The 22323-nt window shown below is 68.7% G+C and carries 19 protein-coding genes; 15 read left to right on the top strand and 4 right to left on the bottom strand.

Annotated features, from left to right (window positions below):
* Position 1: 1 nt before the first annotated feature.
* On the bottom strand, positions 2-856 hold the full coding sequence (locus tag OG611_RS04290) for a helix-turn-helix transcriptional regulator (protein WP_266415666.1): 855 nt from the start codon (positions 854-856) through the stop codon (positions 2-4).
* A 252-nt stretch (positions 857-1108) separates the two neighbouring features.
* Between OG611_RS04290 and OG611_RS04285 the strand changes: the two genes are divergently transcribed.
* On the top strand, positions 1109-1561 hold the full coding sequence (locus OG611_RS04285) for an ATP-binding protein (RefSeq protein WP_266415664.1): 453 nt from the start codon (positions 1109-1111) through the stop codon (positions 1559-1561).
* A 36-nt stretch (positions 1562-1597) separates the two neighbouring features.
* Here the strand turns inward: OG611_RS04285 and OG611_RS04280 are convergent, their stop codons facing one another.
* The 3 genes from OG611_RS04280 to OG611_RS04270 form a co-directional block, all read right to left on the bottom strand.
* Positions 1598-2956 (bottom strand): acyltransferase, encoded by a 1359-nt coding sequence (locus OG611_RS04280; protein ID WP_266415662.1) that lies wholly within the window; start codon positions 2954-2956, stop codon positions 1598-1600.
* A gap of 115 nt (positions 2957-3071) precedes the next feature.
* The gene (locus tag OG611_RS04275; RefSeq protein WP_266415660.1) at positions 3072-4301 is read right to left on the bottom strand and encodes an MFS transporter; all 1230 of its coding nucleotides are present in this window, start codon (positions 4299-4301) and stop codon (positions 3072-3074) included.
* A gap of 235 nt (positions 4302-4536) precedes the next feature.
* Positions 4537-5379, bottom strand: a complete 843-nt coding sequence (locus OG611_RS04270; protein WP_266415658.1) for a C40 family peptidase — start codon at positions 5377-5379, stop codon at positions 4537-4539.
* A gap of 818 nt (positions 5380-6197) precedes the next feature.
* Between OG611_RS04270 and OG611_RS04265 the strand changes: the two genes are divergently transcribed.
* From OG611_RS04265 to nuoN, 14 genes are read left to right on the top strand one after another with little or no spacing between them, the layout of a single operon-like run.
* Positions 6198-6557 (top strand): NADH-quinone oxidoreductase subunit A, encoded by a 360-nt coding sequence (locus OG611_RS04265; RefSeq protein ID WP_003992243.1) that lies wholly within the window; start codon positions 6198-6200, stop codon positions 6555-6557.
* 18 nt (positions 6558-6575) lie between these two features.
* Positions 6576-7130 (top strand): NADH-quinone oxidoreductase subunit B family protein, encoded by a 555-nt coding sequence (locus tag OG611_RS04260; RefSeq protein WP_030975705.1) that lies wholly within the window; start codon positions 6576-6578, stop codon positions 7128-7130.
* On the top strand, positions 7127-7855 hold the full coding sequence (locus tag OG611_RS04255; RefSeq protein WP_266415654.1) for an NADH-quinone oxidoreductase subunit C: 729 nt from the start codon (positions 7127-7129) through the stop codon (positions 7853-7855). The genes OG611_RS04260 and OG611_RS04255 overlap by 4 nt, the downstream gene beginning before the upstream one ends.
* A complete protein-coding gene (locus tag OG611_RS04250; protein WP_266415652.1) occupies positions 7855-9177 on the top strand; it encodes an NADH-quinone oxidoreductase subunit D in 1323 nt (440 codons plus the stop codon). The genes OG611_RS04255 and OG611_RS04250 overlap by 1 nt, the downstream gene beginning before the upstream one ends.
* 29 nt (positions 9178-9206) lie before the next feature.
* Positions 9207-10037, top strand: coding sequence for an NADH-quinone oxidoreductase subunit NuoE (nuoE, locus tag OG611_RS04245; RefSeq protein WP_266425506.1), 831 nt, complete (start codon positions 9207-9209; stop codon positions 10035-10037).
* Entirely contained in the window at positions 10037-11419 is a 1383-nt protein-coding gene (nuoF, locus tag OG611_RS04240) for an NADH-quinone oxidoreductase subunit NuoF (RefSeq protein ID WP_266415650.1), read from the top strand. Before nuoE ends, nuoF begins: the two co-directional genes overlap by 1 nt.
* Positions 11416-13947 carry an NADH-quinone oxidoreductase subunit G gene (locus tag OG611_RS04235; protein ID WP_266415648.1) on the top strand — a complete coding sequence of 844 codons (2532 nt, stop codon included), beginning with the start codon at positions 11416-11418 and terminating at the stop codon, positions 13945-13947. The genes nuoF and OG611_RS04235 overlap by 4 nt, the downstream gene beginning before the upstream one ends.
* A complete protein-coding gene (nuoH, locus tag OG611_RS04230; protein WP_266415645.1) occupies positions 13944-15347 on the top strand; it encodes an NADH-quinone oxidoreductase subunit NuoH in 1404 nt (467 codons plus the stop codon). Before OG611_RS04235 ends, nuoH begins: the two co-directional genes overlap by 4 nt.
* Positions 15340-15987, top strand: coding sequence for an NADH-quinone oxidoreductase subunit NuoI (gene nuoI / locus OG611_RS04225; RefSeq protein WP_266415643.1), 648 nt, complete (start codon positions 15340-15342; stop codon positions 15985-15987). The genes nuoH and nuoI overlap by 8 nt, the downstream gene beginning before the upstream one ends.
* Positions 15984-16811 carry an NADH-quinone oxidoreductase subunit J gene (locus tag OG611_RS04220; protein ID WP_266415641.1) on the top strand — a complete coding sequence of 276 codons (828 nt, stop codon included), beginning with the start codon at positions 15984-15986 and terminating at the stop codon, positions 16809-16811. The genes nuoI and OG611_RS04220 overlap by 4 nt, the downstream gene beginning before the upstream one ends.
* Positions 16808-17107 carry an NADH-quinone oxidoreductase subunit NuoK gene (gene nuoK / locus OG611_RS04215; protein WP_093543641.1) on the top strand — a complete coding sequence of 100 codons (300 nt, stop codon included), beginning with the start codon at positions 16808-16810 and terminating at the stop codon, positions 17105-17107. Before OG611_RS04220 ends, nuoK begins: the two co-directional genes overlap by 4 nt.
* Positions 17108-17121: 14 nt before the next feature.
* Positions 17122-19017, top strand: a complete 1896-nt coding sequence (nuoL, locus tag OG611_RS04210) for an NADH-quinone oxidoreductase subunit L (RefSeq protein ID WP_266415638.1) — start codon at positions 17122-17124, stop codon at positions 19015-19017.
* 5 nt (positions 19018-19022) lie between these two features.
* Positions 19023-20633 (top strand): NADH-quinone oxidoreductase subunit M, encoded by a 1611-nt coding sequence (locus OG611_RS04205; RefSeq protein WP_266415636.1) that lies wholly within the window; start codon positions 19023-19025, stop codon positions 20631-20633.
* Complete coding sequence (gene nuoN, locus OG611_RS04200) at positions 20630-22294, top strand: NADH-quinone oxidoreductase subunit NuoN (RefSeq protein WP_266415635.1); 1665 nt, start codon at positions 20630-20632, stop codon at positions 22292-22294. Before OG611_RS04205 ends, nuoN begins: the two co-directional genes overlap by 4 nt.
* The last annotated feature ends 29 nt before the right edge of the window (positions 22295-22323 follow it).

The raw sequence follows: 22323 nt of genomic DNA, 5'->3' as shown, positions 1-22323 counted from the left end.
ATCACAGGTCTCGTGCGAGGTGGTGAATGAAGCTCCGCGACTCCTCGGGAGCGAGGCTGACCCGCTGGGCGAAGTCGAGTTGCATGCGGTACCGGTTCAGATCGGCCACGGCGTCCAGCTGAACGCCTCCGAACGGGGCGTCGATGTGGACGGTGTCCAGCTGTGGCGCGACACCGCCCGCGTACAGCACGGTCTGGGTCACCTCGACGAACTCCTCGCTGGCGAACGGGATCACGCGCACGGTCACATTCGGCCTGTCGGCCGCCTCCAGGAGGCGCACCAGCTGACCGTGCGCGACCTCGCGGCCGCCCACCCGCATGCGGAGACCGGCCTCGTGGATGATGACGTCGAACTTCGGCGGCTTCTCGCGGTCGAGGACGGCCTGTCTGCGCATGCGGTGTTCGACCCTCGCCTCCACCTCGTCCTCGGGCAGCTTGGGCAGCACTCCCTCGAACAGGGCTCGCGCGTACTGCGGCGTCTGGATCAGTCCCGGCAGCGTCACGGACTGGAGGCAGCGCATGTAGACGGCGTGGTGTTCCAGCTCCGCGATGTTCAGGAAGCCCGGGGCCAGCACACCGCGGTACTCGTCCCACCAGAACTGGCCCCGGTGTTCCTGCGATATGGCGCACAGCGCCTCGATCAACACGGCGTCGTCACACGCGTAGAAGCTGGCCAGGCGACGGATCCGCGCCTCGCTGATGCCGATGCGGCCCGCTTCCATGTGACTGATCTTCGCCTGGTCGGTCGAGATGAGCCCGGCGGCCTCACGGGCGGTCCGGCCGGCCTGCTCGCGCAGCTTCCTCAGTTCGCAGCCCAGGCGTGCTTGGCGTGCGGTCGGGTTGTCCCTCGGTGGCATGGTCACCATCCTTCGTCGCCGCGCAGTCTTGCGTGGCGCGGTTGCCCCGGTCCACCCGATCGCGTGAAGTAGCAGTGGCAACCTTGCTACTGCTTTCTCTTGCGCCCTATGGTCCCAGTGGACGGGCGCTCAAAGCGCGCCATCGCCGCGAAATGCCGCTGCCCATAGGCAAGTTGAGTGCCGAAGGGCCTCAGGGCAATGCAGTCGTCGCACGACGTCCCCGGAGACCGCCTCACGCAGGGAGACCGCGCCATGACCTCCGTAACCGCTCCTCCGCCACCCGCCCCCTACCTTCCGCAACGCGGTGAGCGGTACCGGCTCGTCGCGCCGAACGCCCCCACCGCCCCCAAGATCGTGCGGGACTTCGTGGCGACGGTGTTGTGGGCCACCGGGCACCCACGCCTCGTCGACGACGCCCGGCTCTGTGCGAGCGAGGTCGTCTCCAACGCGTACTGCCATACGGACTCGCCGCAGGTCCGGGTGGAGGTCACCGTCAACCGGCGGCAGGTGACGGTGTACGTGACGGACGACGAACCCGGCCGCCTGCCCGCGCGTACCCCGGGGGCGGAGACCGGCGCGGACGAGGGCGGCCGGGGGCTCCTCCTCGTGGAGGGGCTCGCCGCCCGGTGGGGGACCACCGCGTACGGGGCGCGGTCGCCGCACTCGAAGACGGTGTGGTTCACCCTCTCCGCCTCCGGAGGCTGAGGCGTCCCTGCCCGCACGAAGGGTGCGAGGCTCCTGTCAGGTGCCCTGCCGGGAGAGCACCCCGGTACCTTCCTGTCGCACGGCCAACTGGACGGGCACGGTGCGAGAGCCCTGCGCGACAACGGCCTTCGGGGTGTTCTTCTCCCGTACGACGAGCAGCCCCGTCAGTACCAGCAGTACCCAGAGCACCGGGGTGAGCGGGTTTCCGGGGGAAATGAACCCCTGCGCGGCGAGTCCGAGGAGGCCGCCGGCGGAAAGCACGGCCGCGAGAACGACCTTGCCGAGGCTCATGTCCGATGCCGCACCGGAACGGCGACGGAATTCGAACCGGCCGAAAATTCTGGTGAAGGTCACCAGGAATATCCCCGAAACGCCGACCCACAGCGGTGCCACCGCGAACCACATCGGGCTGCCGGGCGTCGGTGTCGCGAATCCGAGTCCGACCGTTGCAATTCCCGCTGTCATCACGAGTGCGGGCATGTGCCAGAGATACAGGGTCATGAAGCGGGTTCCGCACCATTGCAGGACGGTGGTGGCCAGTGGGCGTTCGGCGAATCGCGTGATGACCGGCTTGAGAGTCAGCCAGAGCCCGAGCTGGCCGATCGTCAGTGACAGCATCAGGGCGGTCGGCGGGCTCATGTTGGAGACCGGGGCCCCGGGCATTCCGATCATGGATGCGGGGTAGGGCCCGAAGAACACAGCGGCCGCGGTGAGTCCGAAGCCGATGGCGGCCACACCCGCCGATGCCCACCCGCTCCGCAGGCGGAGGCCGCCGTCGGCGTAGTGGAAGCCGAACTGATGGGCCGCCAGCCAGACGAACAGGGCGTTCACGAAACCGATCGCGGGGCTGACCTCGAAGCGCAGTACATCGACGGCCAGGGCGCAGACGGCGAGTACGCCGATCACACGCCATCCGTACCGGCGGTACGACCTGAACATCACCGGCGTGAGCGCGACCACGAGCACGTAGACGGCGAGGAACCACAGCAGCTGGCCGGCTATTTTGCCCGCCATCAGCACCGGTTGCTCAGGCACCCCCGCGCCGATCAACGCGTGGGGAAGCAGCAGCCACACGGCTGCCAGGGGTATGACCGGCACCAGGAGACGCGCAATTCTGCTCCGGAGCCAGGTGCGCACCGATTTCGCCGATCGGAACGAGAAGAAATTGGCGGCCCCGCCGGCGAAGAACACCATGGGCATGACCTGCGTCAGCCAGGTGACAATCCACCAGCCAGGACTTGCGAGAGCATTCCCGGTGCTCAAATGCCCATTCTCATAGGACAGTACGGGCATGAGCCAGTGCTGGGAAATCACGGCCAGCACGCACAGCGCTCTGATGACGTCTATGAATGAATCGCGACCGCGACCGGGCGAATGAGCGGGGGTTTGCTGCATGCAATCATCGTGCAGTCAGCAGGCGATAGAGGCAGTGAAGCAGTCCCCCGAATTCATTGGGGTGCCAGCACTGCGTGCCATGGTGGGGTTCTCCCCACCGCGCCCCCGGTGGGATTCACTCCCGCCGCCCCCGGACGCCGAGGCGCCCCGAGCCTGTCCCCGTCGCGGCCACGACGACCACCACGAGAGCCGCGACCGCGCCGCCCAGCAGCATGACCGCCGACACGGACAGGCTGTCGAGGACGGCTCCGCCCGCCAGGGCGCCGAGGGCGAAGGTCGCCTGGAAGGACGCGGTGAAGAGGACGGACGCCGCTTCGGGCGCGTCGGGCGCGGCCTTGGCGAACCAGGTCTGCGAGCAGACCGGCACCGCACCGTAGGCGACACCCCAGACGACCAGCAGCGCGACGGCTCCGGCCTCCCACCTGCCCAGGACCGGGAGCAGCGCGGTCGCGGCGGCGATCAGTCCCGCGGCGAGGGCGACCGCGGCGCGCGGGCGGCGCGTCACGAGTGCGCCGCCGACGAAGTTGCCGACGATCCCGGCGGCGCCGTAGACCAGCAGGAACACCGTGATCACCGTCGGACCGGCGTGCGTGACCTGCTCCAGGAAGGGGGTGACATAGGTGTACGTCGCGAAGTGCGACAGCACGATGAGGAAGGTGAGGAGCAGGGCGAACCGGGTGCCGGGCCGGTTGAGCACGGTGCGCAGCAGGCTCGCGCGGGTGACCTGCGTCGGCGGCAGGGGCGGGACCACCAGGAGCATCAGGGCCAGTACGCCCATGCTCAGCACCCCCATGACGACGAACGCGGTCCGCCAGCCGGCCAGGCCGCCGATGAACGTACCGGCGGGAACGCCGAGCACGGAGCCCAGCGGGACGGCCGAGAAGATCACCGCTGTCGCCCGGCCGGCCGACGCCGGGCGGACCAGCCGGCCGGCCAGTCCGGCCGCGACGGACCAGAAGCCGCCGATGGTGACCCCGACCATCACCCGGGCGACCAGGACGAGGCGGTAGTCGGTCGCGGCGGCGGTGAGGAAGTCGGCCAGGGCCAGCAGGAGCATGAAGGCGCAGAGCATCAGGCGCCGGTCGACACGTGCCGTCGCCACGGTGACCAAGGGGGCGGAGACCGCCGCGAGGAGTCCGGGCATGGTCATCATCAGGCCCGCGGTGCCGTCGGAGACGGCGAAGTCGGACCCGATCGAGGTGAGCAGGCCGATGGGCAGGATCTCGGTGGTGACGATCGAGAAGATGCCCAGCATGACGGAGATGACGGCGAGCCGACCGCGTAAGAGGGTGCGGGGAGGGAGGGCGGTGCGTTCGGTGGGGGTGGTGGCCGCGGGGGTGGTCATGGCGGGGGCCGTCCTGTGCTCGGTGACGTGAGGGCTGTTCGCCCCAGTTCACAAGCGTCGATGGACGGTGTCCGGCAGGTTCGCGACGTCAACGTCGCCGGGCAGGGTTGATGTCGCGTTTCTGCTGGTGGACCGCAAAGGCGAAGGGCCGTCGCTCCCGAGCGGGGGAGTGACGGCCCTTCGCCGCGCGCCGCGAAGGCGCTTGTGAATCCGTGAACCCAGGGGTTCCGTCGAATCAGAGAACGCGGACCGCGCCCGACGGCGGGTCGTAGGACAGCGGGCGCTGCACCACACCGGTGCTGGAGTTCTGCGCACCGACGAACTGGCCGTTGCCCACGTAGATCCCGACGTGGTACGCGCTGCCCGCGCTGCCCCAGTACAGGATGTCGCCCGGCTGGAGGTTGCTCAGCGAGACCTGGGTGCCGACGGTGGACTGGGACTGCGAGACGCGCGGCAGGTCGACGTTGATCGAACGGAACGCGGCCTGGACGAGGCCGGAGCAGTCCCACGAGTTGGGGCCGGTGCCGCCGGGCACGTACGCGTCGCCGACCTGGGCCTGCGCGAAGGCGACGATCGCCGCGGCGGAGCCGGTCGCGCTCGACGAGGAGGAAGAGGAGGAAGCGGAGGACGTGGACGCGGCCGTGCCGGCGGTGGAGCCGGAGGTCGCGCTGAGCGTCGTACGGGCGGTGGAGCGGGAAGCGCGCTCGGCGGCCTCCGCCTTGGCCTTGGCGGCCGCCTCCGCCTTCTTCTTGGCCTCTGCCTTGCGGACCGCCTCGGCCTTGGCCTTCTTGGCGGCCTTGGCCGCGGTGGCGGCTGCGGCGTCCTCCTGGGCCTGCGTCTGCAGGTCCTGGGCGACCTGCTGCGTGGCCTGGGCGGACGCGGCGACGGCGGTGGAGAGCCCGGAGGTGATGGTGGGCATCTCGATGGTCTGGGTCACCGGCTCGGCCTGGGCCGGACCGGCAGCGCCTGCGACCGCGATGGTGCTGAGGACGCCACCGGCAACTCCGGCCCGCAGCGCCGTCTTCGAGGCGTTTCGGCGGGGCTTCCGGTGGCTGGGTATGTGAGCGGTGTGGGACATGGGTACTAGCGCTATCAGGGCCTCGGGGCTCCCATCAAGAAACGTGTGTTGCGACACAGTTACGTCCGGAATCTGTGAATCCGCTTTCTGGGCGCTCTTATTGACGCCGTAGCGGGCAAAACGGTCATGCCTGATCACCGCTGTGATCACGGACTTTCGGCAATACGCCCGAATTGCCCGCCGCTTACCATCCGTTCACACCGATGGCCAAGCCCGCTTTTATCGAAGCCTCGATGGAGTGACGCAGGTCACAGTGCGACCGGTGCGCGAGGGGCGGTTATGCGCCATGCGTCCAAGGTGCCGCCGGGTGGGGGGAGATATCCCGTTCATGCCGATGATCGTAAATGCCCCCGTGTGTCCACTTCGCTCCCCGTGGCCCCCTCCCCGGGGTGTGTTCGATCGATCCGGGTGGGGTCGGACGAACCGGGGGCGGGTCGGGGGGCGAGTGATCGAGTCCGGAGGGTGGCGGGTTCTCTATCACCCCGGGGTGTCCATCGCCAATTTGCTTGGTATGGCCATCTCTTGATAGAGCGGCAGCCGTTTGACCAGCGGTAACGGCATCAGATGTCACGTCTCGTGATCACTCGGCCGCTTCGCGTGTGAAGATCACCGCTCATCCGACTTCATGATCCTTCGTCAGGTGGTGGAGATCACAAAGGCGTTGTCGTACCCCGTGTCGCAGATCACAGGATGGCGGGCATAGGATGCGGGGCAGTCGGGCTTGTGAACTGCCTCACATGTGCACGATCTTGGTGAGGCGGTGAGCCGGTCGCCCGATGCGGTCCAACGGTCAAGGACGACTGGAAGGAGCGAGGAGCGTGAATGCCTACGCGCCCATCCTCGTGCTCGGCGCCCTCGGGGCAGGGTTTGCGATCTTCTCCGTGGTCATGGCCACGCTTATCGGCCCCAAGCGGTACAACCGGGCAAAGCTCGAAGCGTACGAGTGCGGTATCGAACCCACCCCCACTCCAGCCGGAGGCGGCCGCTTCCCCATCAAGTACTACCTGACGGCGATGCTCTTCATCGTCTTCGACATCGAGATCGTCTTCCTCTATCCCTGGGCGGTCACCTTCGACGCCCTGGGGATCTTCGGGCTCGTGGAGATGCTGCTCTTCGTGCTCACCGTCTTCGTCGCCTACGCGTATGTGTGGCGTCGCGGCGGCCTGGAATGGGACTGAGGGGCTGAGGGGCACACCATGGGACTCGAAGAGAAGCTGCCCAGCGGCTTCGTGCTGACCACTGTCGAGCAGGCCGCCGGCTGGGTACGGAAGTCCTCCGTCTTCCCTGCCACCTTCGGCCTCGCCTGTTGCGCCATCGAGATGATGACGACCGGGGCCGGGCGCTACGACCTGGCCCGTTTCGGGATGGAGGTCTTCCGCGGATCGCCGCGGCAGGCGGATCTGATGATCGTGGCAGGACGGGTCAGCCAGAAGATGGCTCCCGTCCTGCGGCAGGTCTACGACCAGATGCCCAACCCCAAGTGGGTGATCTCCATGGGAGTTTGCGCATCATCGGGCGGAATGTTCAACAATTACGCCATTGTTCAGGGTGTTGATCATATTGTTCCGGTTGACATCTATTTGCCGGGTTGTCCGCCGCGGCCCGAGATGCTGATGGACGCGATCCTCAAGCTCCACCAGAAGATCCAGAGCTCCAAGCTCGGGGTCAACGCGGAGGAGGCCGCCCGCGAGGCGGAGGACGCGGCACTCAAGGCACTGCCCCTGATCGAGATGAAGGGGCTGCTGCGATGAGCGGGAACGACAACCACGACGAACAGAGCAACAACAACGGCGTGCCCGCGCCGCGCGACGAGACCGGCGAGGTCATCGGCGTACGCAAGGGCATGTTCGGCGCCGACAACGGCGGTGACACCTCCGGCTACGGCGGCCTCGTCCGCACCGTGACCCTGCCGGGCGCCACGTCCCGTCCGTACGGCGGCTGGTTCGACGAAGTCGCCGACGAGCTCGAAGGGGCCCTGGAGGAACAGGACCTGCTTCCCGCCAACGCCATCGAGAAGACCGTCGTCGACCGCGGCGAACTCACCTTCCACATCGCCCGCGAGCACCTCGTCCGGGTCGCGCAGACCCTGCGCGACGACCCGGCGCTGCGCTTCGAGCTCTGTACGGGGGTGAGCGGCGTCCACTTCCTCGGCGACAAGGGCCGTGAGCTGCACGCCGTCTACCACCTGCGCTCGCTCACGCACGGTCGGCTGATCCGCCTGGAGGTGTCGGCCCCGGACAGCGATCCGCACGTCCCGTCCCTCGTCGCGGTCTATCCGACCAACGACTGGCACGAGCGCGAGACCTACGACTTCTTCGGGCTCATCTTCGACGGGCACCCCGCCCTCACCCGGATCATGATGCCGGACGACTGGCAGGGCTTCCCGCAGCGCAAGGACTATCCGCTCGGCGGCATCGCCGTCGAGTACAAGGGCGCCCAGATCCCGGCTCCGGACCAGCGGAGGTCGTACTCCTGATGTCTACTCCCCACGCAACGCCCCGGGCGACGACCGAGGGGACTGTATATACAGTCACCGGCGGCGACTGGGACGAGGTCGTCGAGTCCGCGGTCAAGTCCGACGACGAGCGCATCATCGTCAACATGGGCCCCCAGCACCCGTCCACGCACGGCGTGCTGCGGCTGATCCTGGAGATCGACGGCGAGACCGTCACCGAGGCCCGCTGCGGCATCGGCTACCTCCACACCGGCATCGAGAAGAACCTCGAATTCCGGAACTGGACGCAGGGCACCACCTTCGTCACGCGCATGGACTATCTGACGCCCTTCTTCAACGAGGCGGCGTACTGCCTGGGCGTCGAGAAGCTCCTCGGCATCGAGGACCAGATCCCCGACCGGGCCACCATCCTGCGCGTGCTCCTGATGGAGCTCAACCGGATCTCCTCGCACCTGGTGTGCATCGCCACCGGCGGCATGGAGCTCGGCGCCACCACGATCATGATCTACGGATTCCGCGATCGTGAACTCGTTCTCGATCTCTTCGAGCTGATCACCGGCCTGCGCATGAACCACGCGTTCATCCGCCCCGGCGGACTCGCCCAGGACCTGCCGCCCGGCGCGATCGACCAGCTGCGCGAGTTCGTGAAGACCATGAAGAAGAACCTGCCGGAGTACGACAAGCTCGCCACCGGCAACCCCATCTTCAAGGCCCGTATGCAGGACGTCGGCTATCTCGACCTGACCGGCTGCGTGGCCCTCGGCGTCACCGGACCGATGCTGCGCTCCGCCGGGCTCCCGCACGACCTGCGCAAGACCGACCCCTACTGCGGGTACGAGAACTACGAGTTCGACATCCCCACCGCCGACAGCTGCGACGCCTACGGTCGCTTCCTCGTCCGCCTGGAGGAGATGCGCCAGTCGCTGCGGATCGTCGAGCAGTGCATCGACCGGCTCGCCCCCGGCCCCGTGATGGTCGCCGACAAGAAGATCGCCTGGCCGGCCCAGCTCGCGCTCGGCCCGGACGGGCTCGGCAACTCGCTCGACCACATCAAGAAGATCATGGGCACCTCCATGGAGGCCCTGATCCACCACTTCAAGCTGGTGACCGAGGGCTTCCGGGTCCCGGCCGGACAGACGTACACCGCGGTCGAGTCCCCCAAGGGCGAACTCGGCGTGCATGTCGTCTCGGACGGCGGCACCCGCCCCTACCGGGTCCACTTCCGCGACCCGTCCTTCACCAACCTCCAGGCCATGGCGGCGATGTGCGAGGGCGGCCAGGTCGCCGACGTCATCGTCGCCGTCGCGTCCATCGACCCCGTGATGGGAGGCGTCGACCGGTGACCGAAGCACGTCAGGAAGTCAGTCTGGGGATGCCGCAGCTCCCCGCCCCCGCCTACCCGGCCGAGGTGCGCGCCAGGCTCGAAGCGGACGCGAAGGAGGTGATCGCCCGCTACCCCGACAGCCGCTCCGCCCTGCTGCCCCTGCTGCACCTGGTGCAGTCCGAGGAGGGCTACGTCTCCCGTACGGGCATGGCGTTCTGCGCCGAGCTGCTCGGCCTCACCACCGCCGAGGTCACCGCGGTCGCCACCTTCTACACGATGTACCGGCGCAGGGCCGGCGGTGACTACCAGGTCGGTGTCTGCACCAACACCCTGTGCGCGGTGATGGGCGGCGACGCCATCTTCGACCGGCTCAAGGAGCACCTCGGCGTCGGCAACGACGGGCCCGATATGACAACCGAGGACGGGAAGATCACCCTCGAACACATCGAGTGCAACGCGGCCTGCGACTTCGCACCCGTGGTGATGGTCAACTGGGAGTTCTTCGACAACCAGACGCCCGAGAGCGCGACCCACCTGGTCGACGACCTGATCGCCGGGCGCACCGTCGAACCCACCCGCGGCGCCCCGCTCTGCTCGTACAAGGAGACCGCCCGGATCCTGGCCGGCTTCCCCGACGAGCGCCCCGGTGCCGTCGAAGCCTCCGGCGGCGCGGGCCCCGCCTCGCTGATCGGCCTCCGGCTCGCCAAGGGCGAGGACCCGCACCCGCGCGTCGTCGCGCCGCGCGGCAGCGCGCCGCGCGGCGGCCAGCCCCACGACCCGTCGCCGTCCGAGCACCTCAGCTCGCACGACGCACCGCAGCAGACCTCGGCCTCCGACCCGGACCACCCGGCCGGCCCGACCGCCGAGGAGGGGGAGTGATGACGTTGGCGACCGAGATCAACGACAATGGAAGCGGCAACGGAAACGGGGGCAGCCCCGAGAAACTGCTCACCCCCGTCCTCTCCGCCTTCTGGGACCAGCCGGAATCCTGGACCCTGGAGACCTACCGGCGCCATGAGGGATACGAGGGACTGCGCAAGGCCCTCGCCATGTCACCGGACGACCTCATCGCCTACGTCAAGGACTCCGGCCTGCGCGGCCGCGGCGGTGCGGGCTTCCCCACCGGGATGAAGTGGCAGTTCATCCCGCAGGGCGACGGCAAACCGCACTATCTAGTTGTCAACGCCGACGAATCGGAACCGGGCACCTGCAAGGACATCCCGCTCCTGTTCGCCAACCCGCACAGCCTCATCGAGGGCATCGTGATCGCCTGTTACGCGATCCGTTCGTCGCACGCGTTCATCTACTTGCGCGGTGAGGTCGTCCCCGTGCTGCGACGTCTGCACGAGGCCGTACGAGAGGCGTACGAGGCGGATTATCTGGGGACGAACATCCTGGGCTCAGGGCTCGATCTGGAACTCACGGTGCACGCCGGTGCCGGCGCGTACATCTGTGGTGAGGAAACCGCACTGCTCGACTCTCTCGAAGGACGGCGTGGCCAGCCCCGGCTGCGACCCCCCTTCCCCGCGGTCGCCGGTCTGTACGCCTGCCCCACTGTGGTGAACAACGTCGAGTCCATCGCCTCGGTTCCCGCGATCCTGAACCGGGGCAAGGACTGGTTCAAGTCGATGGGCAGCGAGAAGTCCCCCGGCTTCACGCTGTACTCGCTCAGCGGGCATGTCGCGGGCCCCGGACAGTACGAGGCGCCGCTCGGCATCACGCTGCGCCAGCTGCTCGACATGAGCGGCGGCATGCGCCCCGGCCACCGGCTGAAGTTCTGGACCCCGGGCGGCTCGTCGACCCCGATGTTCACCGACGAACACCTCGACGTACCGCTCGACTACGAGGGCGTCGGCGCCGCCGGTTCCATGCTCGGCACCAAGGCGCTCCAGTGCTTCGACGAGACGACCTGTGTCGTGCGGGCGGTCACCCGCTGGACCGAGTTCTACGCCCACGAGTCCTGCGGCAAGTGCACGCCCTGCCGCGAAGGCACCTACTGGCTGGTCCAGTTGCTCCGCGACATCGAGGCCGGCAAGGGACAGATGGCCGACCTCGACAAGCTGAACGACATCGCCGACAACATCAACGGCAAGTCCTTCTGCGCCCTCGGCGACGGAGCCGCCTCGCCGATCTTCTCCTCGCTGAAGTACTTCCGCGAGGAGTACGAGCAGCACATCACGGGCAAGGGCTGCCCCTTCGATCCCGCCAGGTCGACCGTCTGGGCCGACGACAAGAACGCTCACCAGGGGGTGAACGCATGACAGTCACCACGAGTGCGCCCTCCGGGGGCGGCGAGGCGGCCATCCCGCCCGAGGACCTGGTCACGCTGACCATCGACGGCATCGAGATCAGCGTGCCCAAGGGCACCCTGGTCATCCGGGCCGCCGAACTCCTCGGCATCGAGATCCCGCGCTTCTGCGACCACCCGCTCCTCGACCCGGTCGGCGCCTGCCGCCAGTGCATCGTCGAGGTCGAGGGCCAGCGCAAGCCGATGGCGTCCTGCACCATCACCTGCACCGACGGCATGGTGGTGAGGTCGCAGCTCACCTCGCCGGTCGCCGAGAAGGCCCAGAAGGGTGTGATGGAGCTGCTGCTCATCAACCACCCGCTGGACTGCCCGGTCTGCGACAAGGGCGGCGAGTGCCCGCTGCAGAACCAGGCGATGTCGCACGGCGGCTCCGACTCCCGCTTCGACGGCAAGAAGCGGACCTTCGAGAAGCCCGTCCCGATCTCCACCCAGGTGCTGCTGGACCGTGAGCGGTGCGTGCTCTGCGCGCGCTGCACCCGGTTCTCCAACCAGGTGGCGGGCGACCCGATGATCGAGCTCCTGGAGCGCGGTGCGCTCCAGCAGGTCGGTACGGGCGAGGGCGACCCCTTCGAGTCGTACTTCTCCGGGAACACCATCCAGATCTGCCCGGTCGGGGCACTGACCTCGGCGGCGTACCGGTTCCGCTCCCGGCCCTTCGACCTGGTGTCCTCGCCGTCGGTGTGCGAGCACTGCGCGGGCGGCTGCGCGACCCGCACCGACCACCGGCGCGGCAAGGTCATGCGGCGGCTCGCCGCCAACGACCCCGAGGTCAACGAGGAGTGGGTCTGCGACAAGGGCCGCTTCGGCTTCCGCTACGCACAGCAGCGGGACCGGCTCACCACTCCGCTGGTGCGCAACGCGGACGGCGTCCTGGAACCGGCGAGCTGGCCCGAGGCGCTGGCCGCCGCGGCCGCCGGCCTCTCCGCCGCGCGCGGCCGGACGGGCGTGCTCACCGGCGGCCGGCTGACCGTCGAGGACGCCTACGCGTACAGCAAGTTCGCCCGGGTCGCGCTGGACACCAACGACATCGACTTCCGGGCCCGGGTCCACAGCAGCGAGGAGGCCGACTTCCTGGCCGCCCGCGTGGCCGGGCGTGGCCGGGACCTGGACGGCGCGGGTGTCACGTACACCTCGCTGGAGAAGGCCCCGACGGTGCTGCTGGTCGGGTTCGAGTCGGAGGAGGAGGCGCCCGGCGTCTTCCTGCGGCTGCGCAAGGCGAACCGCAAGCACGGACAGCGCACCTTCGCGGTCGCCTCGCACGCCACCCGCGGCCTGGAGAAGGCGGGCGGCACGCTGCTTCCCGCCGCCCCCGGCACCGAGACCGAGTGGCTGGACGCCATCGCGGGCGGTGTCGGGCTCGACGGCGACGGAGCCGCGGCGGCCGAGGCGCTGCGCGGCGAGGGCGCCGTGATCGTGGTCGGTGAGCGGCTGGCCGCGGTGCCGGGCGGGCTCACCGCCGCGGTACGGACGGCCACCGCGACCGGGGCCGCGCTGGTGTGGATCCCGCGCCGGGCCGGCGAGCGCGGCGCGGTGGAGGCGGGCGCGCTGCCGTCGCTGCTGCCCGGTGGCCGTCCGGCGACCGACCCGCGGGCCAGGGACGAGGTGGCGGCCGCCTGGGGCGTCGCCGAACTTCCGTCCCGCTTCGGCCGCGACACCGGCCAGATCGTCGAGGCCGCGGCCACCGGCGAACTGGGCGCGCTGCTCGTCGCCGGGGTCGAGACCGTGGACCTGCCGGACCCGGCACGGGCCCTGGAGGCACTGGACCAGGTCGGCTTCCTGGTCTCGCTGGAGCTGCGGCCGAGCGAGGTCACCGAGCGCGCCGATGTGGTCTTCCCGGTCGCCGCGGTGGCCGAGAAGTCCGGCACCTTCCTCAACTGGGAGGGCAGGGCGCGGATGTTCGAGGCGGCGCTGAAGCCCGAGCAGATGACGCGCACGCCCGCGCCGGGCGATGCCCGGGTGCTGCACATGCTGGCCGACGCGATGGGCCGCGTCACCGGCGCCGACGGAGCCGGTCGCTTCGCGCTGCCGGACCTGAAGTCCGTACGCCGTGAGCTGGACCGGCTCGGCGGCTGGACCGGGGCGCACGCCACCGAACCGGACGAGCCGGCGCAGCCGCTGCCCAGGCCCGGCGACGGCGAGGCGGTCCTCGCGGGCCACCGGATGCTGCTCGACCTGGGCCGGCTCCAGGAGGGCGACGAGGCGCTGGCCGGCACCCGGCACGCCGCGGTCGCCCGGCTGTCCGCGACCACCGCGGCCGAGACGGGTGTGAAGGACGGCGATCTGCTGGCCGTCACCGGTCCGGCGGGCAGCGTCGCATTCCCGTTGAAGGTCACCGACATGCCGGACCGGGTGGTCTGGGTGCCGCTGAACTCCGTCGGGCGGGGCGTCCCGGCCGACACCGGCGCCCGGCCCGGCGGTCTGGTCCGGATCGGCCCCGCCGCACCGGGTACTCCCGACGTCACACCGGAGGTGGGGGCGTGAGTGCCTTCGCTCAACTGGCCGCGGCACCCCACAGTGCCGTGCTCGCCGCCGAGGACCTGTCGATGTTCGGCACCGACCCGTGGTGGCTCGTCGTCATCAAGGCGGTGTTCTGCTTCGCGTTCCTGATGGTGACCGTGCTCTTCTCCATCGTGTGGGAGCGCAAGGTCGTCGCCTGGATGCAGCTGCGCATCGGCCCCAACCGGCACGGACCCTGGGGCATGCTCCAGTCGCTCGCCGACGGCATCAAGCTGATGCTGAAGGAGGACGTCGTCGTCAGGCGGGCCGACAAGGTCGTGTACGTGCTCGCCCCGATCGTCGCCGCCATCCCGGCGTTCATGGCGATCGCGGTGATCCCGTTCGGACCGTCCGGCAACGAGGTCTCGATCTTCGGGCACCGCACCTCGATGCAGCTCACCGACCTGCCGATCGCGATGCTCTACATCCTCGCGGTCGCCTCGGTCGGGATCTACGGCATCGTGCTGGCCGGCTGGTCGTCCGGATCGACGTACCCGCTCCTCGGCGGTCTGCGCTCCTGCGCGCAGATGATCAGCTACGAGATCGCGATGGGCGCCGCGTTCGCCTCGGTCTTCCTCTACTCCGGGTCGATGTCGACCTCGAAGATCGTGGAGGCGCAGCACGACCGCTGGTTCATCATCCTGCTGCCGGTCTCCTTCATCATCTACATCGTCACGATGGTCGGCGAGACCAACCGTGCCCCGTTCGACATGCCGGAGTCCGAGGGCGACCTGGTCGGCGGCTTCAACACCGAGTACTCGTCGATCAAGTTCGCGATGTTCATGCTCGCCGAGTACGTCAACATGGTCACCGTCTCCGCGGTCTCCACGACCCTGTTCCTGGGCGGCTGGCGGGCCCCGTGGCCGATCAGCACCTTCTGGGAGGGCGCGAACCACGGCTGGTGGCCGATGCTCTGGTTCGTCATCAAGGTCCAGCTGCTGCTGTTCTTCTTCATCTGGCTGCGCGGCACGCTGCCCCGGGTCCGTTACGACCAGCTGATGAAGCTCGGCTGGAAGGTCCTGATCCCGGTCTCCGTGGTCTGGCTGATGCTGGTCGCGACGGTGCGGGCGCTGCGCAACGAGGGCTACGACTTCACGAAGATCGTGCTGTACGTGGCCGGGGCCGTGATCGCGATCCTGCTGATCTCCTTCGTCGCCGACATCTTCCGCGACAAGAAGGGCCGGGCCGCCGAGGCGGAGGCCGGACCGGAGCCGGCGTTCGACCCGATGGCGGGCGGGTTCCCGGTGCCGCCGCTGCCCGGACAGACCCTGCCGCCGGTGCCGCGCCGCAGGCCGCGGGGCGAGCGGGAGCTCGTTGTCAGTGGTGGGTCGGATACTCAGAGTGACGAACATCCGAGTGACGGAAAGGAGGCGGACGGTGTCTGAGTCATCAGAGCCCTCGGGGTCCTCGGGGGCCTCCGGGGAGAAGTTCCAGAACCCCGTCGCCGGCTTCGGCGTGACCTTCAAGGCCATGTTCAAGAAGCGGCTGACCGAGCAGTATCCGGAAACGCCGAAGGTGACGGCGCCGCGCTTCCACGGCCGGCATCAGCTCAACCGTCACCCGGACGGTCTGGAGAAGTGCATCGGCTGCGAGCTGTGCGCCTGGGCCTGCCCGGCGGACGCGATCTACGTCGAGGGCGCGGACAACACCGACGAGGAGCGCTACTCCCCGGGTGAGCGCTACGGCCGCGTCTACCAGATCAATTACGCGCGCTGCATTCTCTGCGGACTGTGCATCGAGGCCTGCCCGACCCGGGCGCTGACGATGACCAATGAGTTCGAGCTCGCCAACACCACCCGCGAAAGCCTCATCTACACCAAGGACGAGCTGCTCGCGGGTCTGGAGGAAGGCATGGTCGACACCCCGCACGCGATCTTCCCCGGGATGGACGAACAGGACTACTACCGGGGCCTCGTCACCGAGGCGGCGCCCGGTACGGAGCCCCAGGCCGCCGTCTCCAAGGGCGAGAAGCCGGCCGACGCGCACAGCGAGAACAACGGCTCGGCGCAGGGGGTGGGCGCATGACCGCCCTGGCCGCTGCGGCCTCCCAGACCTCGACCGGTGAGGCCGTCCAGTTCTGGGTGCTCGGCATCGTCGCCGTGATCGGCGCGCTGTCCACCGTACTGATGAAGAAGGCCGTGCACAGCGCGCTGAGCCTCGCCGGGACCATGATCGTCCTTGCGGTGTTCTACCTCGCCAACGGCGCCTACTTCCTGGGCATCGTCCAGGTCGTCGTCTACACCGGCGCGATCATGATGCTGTTCCTCTTCGTGGTCATGCTCGTCGGTGTCACCGCGGCCGACTCGCTGAAGGAGACCCTGAAGGGTCAGCGCTGGCTGGCCGCCGGCTGCGGGCTCGGCTTCGGCGTCCTGCTCATCGCGGGCATCGGCAACGCCTCGCTGAACAGCTTCAACGGACTCGGCACCGCCAACACCGAGCACGGCGGAAACGTCGAGGGGCTGGCCAGCCTCATCTTCACCAAGTACGTCTTCGCCTTCGAGATCACCGGCGCCCTGCTGATCACGGCGACGGTCGGCGCGATGGTGCTCACCCACCGGGAGCGTACCGAACGGGCCAAGAACCAGCGGGAGATGTCCGAGGAGCGCGTACGCGGAAAGCAGCTGCCGCCGCTGCCCGCCCCCGGTGTCTACGCCCGGCACAACGCCGTGGACATCCCGGGTCTGCTCCCGGACGGCACGCCCTCCGAGCTCACCGTCATGCAGACGCTGCGCAACCGCGGCCAGATCCGCGATGTGTCGAACGAGTCGCTGGACCGGCTCAAGGCGCTGGAGCAGCGCTCCGAGGAACGGCTCGGCCGTGACAACGAAGAAGAGGAGGTCGCCAAGTGAATCCGGTCAACTACCTCTATCTCGCAGCCCTGCTGTTCACCATCGGTGCGGCCGGGGTGCTGATCCGGCGGAACGCGATCGTGGTGTTCATGTGCGTGGAGCTGATGCTCAACGCCTGCAACCTCGCGTTCGTGACCTTCTCCCGGATGCACGGCAATCTCGACGGCCAGATCATCGCCTTCTTCACGATGGTCGTCGCCGCGGCGGAGGTCGTGGTCGGGCTCGCGATCATCGTGTCGGTGTTCCGTTCCCGCCACTCGGCCTCGGTCGACGACGCCAGCCTGATGAAGCTGTAAGGGGACGTTGAATCGTGGAGAACCTGATCGCGCTGCTCGTCGCGGCGCCTCTGCTCGGAGCGGCGGTCCTGCTCTGCGGCGGCCGACGGCTGGACCGCGCCGGACACTGGGTCGGCACCCTGCTCGCCGCCGTGTCGTTCGTCATCGGTGTCGTGCTCTTCCTCGACATGCTGGGGAAGGGCGCGGAGGACCGGGCGCTGCACCAGAAGCTGTTCAGCTGGATCCCGGTCGAGGGCTTCCAGGCCGATGTGGCCTTCCAGCTCGACCAGTTGTCGATGACGTTCGTGCTGCTGATCACCGGTGTGGGCACCCTGATCCACATCTACTCGATCGGCTACATGGCGCACGACGAGCGCCGGCGCCGCTTCTTCGGCTATCTGAACCTCTTCCTCGCGGCGATGCTGATCCTGGTCATCGCCGACAACTACCTGCTGCTGTACGTCGGGTGGGAGGGCGTCGGTCTGGCGTCGTACCTGCTCATCGGCTTCTGGCAGCACAAGCCCAGCGCGGCCACGGCCGCCAAGAAGGCATTCCTGGTCAACCGCGTCGGTGACATGGGCCTGTCGATCGCGATCATGCTGATGTTCACCACCTTCGGCACCTTCGCCTTCGGTCCTGTCCTCGAAGCGACGGGGCAGGCGAGCGAGGGCAAGCTGACGGCGATCGGCCTGATGCTGCTGCTCGCGGCCTGCGGCAAGTCGGCCCAGGTGCCGCTGCAGTCCTGGCTCGGTGACGCGATGGAGGGCCCGACCCCGGTCTCGGCCCTCATCCACGCCGCGACCATGGTGACCGCGGGTGTGTACCTCATCGTCAGGTCCGGCGCGATCTTCAACGCCGCGCCGGACGCGCAGCTGGTCGTCGTGGTCGTCGGAGCGGTCACGCTGCTCTTCGGTGCGATCGTCGGTTGTGCGAAGGACGACATCAAGAAGGCCCTCGCCGGGTCGACGATGTCGCAGATCGGCTACATGATCCTGGCCGCAGGGCTCGGCCCGATCGGCTACGTCTTCGCGATCATGCACCTGGTGACGCACGGCTTCTTCAAGGCCGGGCTCTTCCTCGGCGCCGGTTCGGTCATGCACGGCATGAACGACGAGGTCGACATGCGGAAGTTCGGTGGCCTGCGGACGTACATGCCGGTCACTTTCATCACCTTCGGCCTCGGTTATCTGGCGATCATCGGCTTCCCCGGCCTGTCCGGCTTCTTCTCCAAGGACAAGATCATCGAGGCGGCCTTCGCCAAGGGCGGCACCGAGGGCTGGATCCTCGGCTCGGTGGCCCTGCTGGGCGCCGCGATCACCGCGTTCTACATGACGCGCGTGATGCTGCTGACGTTCTTCGGTGAGAAGCGCTGGCAGCCCGACGCGGAGGGCCACGAGCCGCATCCGCACGAGTCCCCGAAGTCGATGACCATCCCCATGATCATCCTGGCGTTCGGTTCGGTCTTCGCCGGAGGCTTCTTCTCCATCGGCGACCGCTTCCTGAACTGGCTGGAGCCGGTCACCGGCCATAGCCACGGACACGCGCCGGTCAGCGCCACGACGGTCACCGCCGCCACCATGGTGGTGCTCGTCATCGGCGTCGCCATCGCCTGGGCGATGTACGGCCGCAAGCCCGTGCCGGTCGTCGCCCCGCGCGGCTCGCTGCTCACCCGGGCCGCCCGCCGCGATCTCCTCCAGGACGACTTCAACCACGTGGTCCTGGTCCGCGGCGGCGAGCACCTCACCCGCTCCCTGGTGTACGTCGACCACACCCTGGTCGACGGCGTCGTCAACGGCACGGCGGCCTCGATGGGCGGGCTCTCCGGCCGGCTGCGCAAGCTGCAGAACGGCTACGCCCGCTCCTACGCGGTCTCGATGTTCGGCGGTACGGCGGTTCTCATCGCCGCGACCCTGCTGATGAGGGCGGTCTGATCACCATGTCCTTTCCCCTCCTGACAGCGACGGCGGCGCTCCCGGCGATCGGCGCGGTCGCCACCGCCGCCGTCCCGGCCGCCCGGCGCACCACCGCCAAATGGCTGGCGCTGGTCTTCTCGCTGGCCACACTCGTCCTGGCGGGCATCGCGCTCGCCCGCTTCGAGCCCGGCGGCGACCGCTACCAGCTCACCGAATCGCACGCCTGGATCAAGGACTTCGGCGTCCGGTACGAACTGGGTGTGGACGGCATCGGGGTGGCGCTCATGGCGCTCACCGCCCTGCTGATCCCCTTCGTCATCCTGGCCGGCTGGCACGACGCCGACCCTTCCCCAAGCTCTCAACAGAGTTCGAGCAGGGGAGGCACCAACGAGACGAAGCCGTATCGATGGCGCCCGACCCAGGGCTTCTTCGCCCTGATCCTGATGGTCGAGGCGATGGTGATCCTCTCCTTCGAGGCCACCGATGTCTTCCTCTTCTACATCCTCTTCGAAGCCATGCTCATCCCGATGTACTTCCTCATCGGCGGCTTCGGGGACCGGGCACACAGCGGAAGCGACGAGAACGCGGCGGCGCAACGCTCGTACGCCGCGGTCAAGTTCCTGCTCTACAACCTCGTCGGCGGCCTCATCATGCTGGCCGCCGTGATCGGGCTCTACGTGGTCGCGGGGACGTTCTCGCTCTCCGAGATCGCCGAGGCCCGCGCGAACGGCTCGCTCTCCATGGCGACCAGCACGGAGCGCTGGCTCTTCCTCGGGTTCTTCTTCGCCTTCGCGGTGAAGGCCCCGCTGTGGCCACTGCACACCTGGCTGCCCAACGCCATGGGCGAGGCGACCTCCCCGGTCGCCGTCCTGATCACCGCGGTCGTCGACAAGGTCGGCACGTTCGCGATGCTCCGCTTCTGCCTCCAGCTCTTCCCGGAGGCCAGCAAGTGGGCGACGCCGGTGATCATCGTCCTGGCGCTGATCAGCATCGTGTACGGGGCGCTGCTCGCCGTCGGCCAGCGCGACATCAAGCGGCTGATCGCCTACGCGTCGATCTCGCACTTCGGCTTCATCATCCTGGGCATCTTCGCGATGACCAGCCAGGGCCAGTCCGGCGCCACGCTCTACATGGTCAACCACGGCATCTCGACCGCCGCGCTGATGCTGGTGGCGGGCTTCCTGATCACCCGCCGCGGTTCGCGGCTCATCGCCGACTACGGCGGGGTGCAGAAGGTGGCGCCCATCCTGGCCGGCACCTTCCTGATCGGCGGTCTGGCCACCCTGTCGCTGCCCGGACTCGCCCCGTTCGTCAGTGAGTTCCTGGTCCTGGTCGGCGCGTTCAGCGCGTATCCGGCGGCGGGCATCATCGCCACGACCGGCATCGTGCTCGCCGCGCTCTACGTCCTCGTCCTCTACCAGCGGACGATGACGGGCCCGGTGAAGGCCGAGGTCCAGGGCATGGCGGACCTCAAGGTCCGGGAGCTGGTGGTGGTCCTTCCGCTGATCGCGCTGCTGCTCTTCCTGGGTGTCTATCCGAAGCCGCTGACCGAGATCGTCAACCCGGCGGTGCAGCACACCATGTCGGACGTCCAGAAGAAGGACCCCCAGCCTGAGGTGGAGGCCGCCAAGTGAGCGCAACAGCTGTCCACAGCCTGTGGACAATGGCGGGCGGGGTGACATCGGCCGCCCCGGTCGAGAAGTTCAAGGCGCCGGTCATCGAGTACACCCAGCTGGCCCCGGTCCTCATTGTGATCGGTGTCGCCGTCGTGGGCGTACTCGTCGAGGCCTTCGTGCCGCGCCGGGCCCGTTATTACACGCAGGTCTTCCTCACGGTCGTCGCGCTGGCCGCCGCGTTCGCCGCGGTCGTCGGACTGGCGGCCGGCGGATACGGCACGACGAAAGCGCACATCGCCGCGATGGGCGCCATCGCGATCGACGGGCCGACGCTCTTCCTGCAGGGCACCATCCTGCTGACCTCACTGGTCGCCGTCTTCACCTTCGCCGAGCGGCGGCTCGACCCCGCCTCGCACGGCAACCACGTGGACTCCTTCGCCGCCCAGGCCGCCTCGGTCCCCGGCAGCGACAGCGAGAAGGCGGCGGTCAAGGCCGGATTCACCACCACCGAGGTCTTCCCGCTGGTCCTCTTCTCGGTGGCCGGCATGCTGGTCTTCCCTGCGGCCAACGATCTGCTGACGCTCTTCGTGGCCCTGGAGGTCTTCTCCCTCCCGCTCTACCTCCTCTGCGCCGTCGCCCGCCGCAAGCGGCTGATGTCGCAGGAGGCCGCGGTGAAGTACTTCCTGCTCGGCGCCTTCTCCTCGGCGTTCCTGCTCTTCGGGATCGCCCTGCTCTACGGGTACGCGGGCTCCGTCTCGTACGCGGCCATCGCCGACGTGGTCGACGGCTCCGTCACCCGGATCGACCCGGCACTCGCCGACACCATGGGCAACGACGTGCTGCTCCTGATCGGCGGCGCGATGATCCTCACCGGGCTGCTCTTCAAGGTCGGCGCCGTCCCGTTCCACATGTGGACCCCGGACGTCTACCAGGGCGCCCCGACCCCGGTCACCGGCTTCATGGCCGCGGCCACCAAGGTCGCCGCGTTCGGCGCGCTGCTGCGCCTGCTGTACGTGGTGCTGCCGGGCCTCGCCTGGGACTGGCGCCCGGTCATGTGGGCCGTCGCGATCGTCACGATGCTGGGCGGTGCGATCGTCGCCATCACCCAGACCGACATCAAGCGGCTGCTGGCCTACTCCTCGATCGCCCACGCCGGATTCATCCTCGCCGGTGTGATCGCGACGACCCCGGACGGCATCTCGTCGGTCCTCTTCTACCTGGGCGCGTACTCCTTCGTGACGGTCGGCGCGTTCGCCGTCGTCACCCTGGTGCGCGACGCGGGCGGCGAGGCCACGCACCTGTCGAAGTGGGCCGGGCTCGGCCGGCGCTCGCCGCTGGTCGCCGCGGTCTTCGCGGTGTTCCTGCTGGCCTTCGCCGGTATCCCGCTCACCTCCGGCTTCTCCGGAAAGTTCGCCGTGTTCAAGGCCGCGGCGGACGGCGGCGCGGGTGGACTGGTCGTGGTCGGTGTGATCTCCTCGGCCATCGCCGCGTTCTTCTACATCCGGGTCATCGTGCTGATGTTCTTCAGCGAGCCGAAGGCGGACGGCCCCACGGTCGCCGTCCCGTCCCCGCTGACGATGACGACGATCGCGGTCGGAGTCGCGGTCACGCTGGTGCTGGGCCTGGCCCCGCAGTACTTCCTGGACCTGGCGAGCCAGGCGGGAGTGTTCGTGAGGTAGCGCACAGAACAGCGCACGGACACACGGCT

Source organism: Streptomyces sp. NBC_01363, assembly GCF_026340595.1.
Lineage (GTDB): Bacteria > Actinomycetota > Actinomycetes > Streptomycetales > Streptomycetaceae > Streptomyces.
Note: the sequence above shows the minus strand (reverse complement) of the source record. Positions and strands in the feature narration are given on the sequence as shown.